General features: G+C 47.9%; 9 tRNA genes and 1 rRNA gene. All 10 read left to right on the top strand.

The features are described 5' to 3' along the window. Positions 1-11: 11 nt before the first annotated feature. Positions 12-127 (top strand): 5S ribosomal RNA (gene rrf / locus DS745_RS24195). A gap of 9 nt (positions 128-136) precedes the next feature. Next, a tRNA-Val gene (locus tag DS745_RS24200) sits at positions 137-212 on the top strand. Positions 213-247: 35 nt separating this feature from the next. Beyond that, a tRNA-Thr gene (locus tag DS745_RS24205) sits at positions 248-320 on the top strand. Between the two features lie 12 nt (positions 321-332). Then, positions 333-408, top strand: a tRNA-Lys gene (locus DS745_RS24210). A 14-nt stretch (positions 409-422) separates the two neighbouring features. Continuing rightward, a tRNA-Leu gene (locus tag DS745_RS24215) sits at positions 423-506 on the top strand. A gap of 10 nt (positions 507-516) precedes the next feature. Next, positions 517-591: transfer RNA gene (locus DS745_RS24220), tRNA-Gly, on the top strand. A gap of 32 nt (positions 592-623) precedes the next feature. After that, positions 624-712, top strand: a tRNA-Leu gene (locus DS745_RS24225). Between the two features lie 90 nt (positions 713-802). Continuing rightward, positions 803-879: transfer RNA gene (locus DS745_RS24230), tRNA-Arg, on the top strand. Positions 880-964: 85 nt separating this feature from the next. Continuing rightward, positions 965-1,041 (top strand) — tRNA-Pro (locus DS745_RS24235). A 9-nt stretch (positions 1,042-1,050) separates the two neighbouring features. Next, positions 1,051-1,126: transfer RNA gene (locus DS745_RS24240), tRNA-Ala, on the top strand. Positions 1,127-1,317: the final 191 nt, after the last annotated feature.

Below are 1,317 nucleotides of genomic sequence, written 5' to 3' on the forward strand. Positions count from 1 at the left end.
TTCAAACATAATCTAGTGGCGATAGCGAAGAGGTCACACTCGTTCCCATGCCGAACACGATCGTTAAGCTCTTCAGCGCCGATGGTAGTTGGGGGTTTCCCCCTGTGAGAGTAGGACGTTGCTAGGTTATATATACGGAGGATTAGCTCAGCTGGGAGAGCACCTGCCTTACAAGCAGGGGGTCGGCGGTTCGAACCCGTCATCCTCCACCATTTTTTTTCATAAGAAAAAAACCTTATCTATATATGCCGGCCTAGCTCAATTGGTAGAGCAACTGACTTGTAATCAGTAGGTTGGGGGTTCAAGTCCTCTGGCCGGCACTCTTATTATAAGAGCCATTAGCTCAGTCGGTAGAGCATCTGACTTTTAATCAGAGGGTCGAAGGTTCGAATCCTTCATGGCTCACCATTTATAAACTTTATGCGGGTGTGGCGGAATTGGCAGACGCGCTAGACTTAGGATCTAGTGTCTTTGACGTGGGGGTTCGAGTCCCTTCACCCGCACCATAAGGTTTTTGCGGAAGTAGTTCAGTGGTAGAACACCACCTTGCCAAGGTGGGGGTCGCGAGTTCGAGCCTCGTCTTCCGCTCCAATTAATATTATAAAAGCAAGTCTTTACGTTATGCCGGGGTGGTGGAATTGGCAGACACACAGGACTTAAAATCCTGCGGTAGGTGACTATCGTGCCGGTTCAAGTCCGGCCCTCGGTACCATTGCTACTGCCTGAGTAGCTTCGTTGCGGCAATGCGACGAGCAAACTTGTGGCGTAGGAGCAAAAATATTTATTTAGCAAAAAAACATGAGCGCCCTTAGCTCAGCTGGATAGAGTGTTTGACTACGAATCAAAAGGTCGGGAGTTCGAATCTCTCAGGGCGCACCATTGCTACAACGTCGAGTACGCTTCTTCGCAGCAATGCGACGAGGACCAACTGGACCGCAGGAGCAAATAAATTAATAATTCATCTCGGGAAGTGGCTCAGCTTGGTAGAGCACCTGGTTTGGGACCAGGGGGTCGCAGGTTCAAATCCTGTCTTCCCGACCATTAAATTTTGGGGCCTTAGCTCAGCTGGGAGAGCGCCTGCCTTGCACGCAGGAGGTCAGCGGTTCGATCCCGCTAGGCTCCACCAATAAAAGTATTGACAACATATTAACTGTTGTGATATATTAATAAAGTCGCTTCTAACAGCGGACAATTGTTCTTTGAAAACTGAACACACAGCCAAGCGAATTAAAGAGATAGTAAATATCTCGTCAATGAATTATTATTTTTGAGCTATATCAAACACTTTTATGGAGAGTTTGATCCTGGCTCAGGACG

Origin of the sequence: Anaerobacillus alkaliphilus, from assembly GCF_004116265.1 — a bacterium.
GTDB lineage: Bacteria > Bacillota > Bacilli > Bacillales > Anaerobacillaceae > Anaerobacillus > Anaerobacillus alkaliphilus.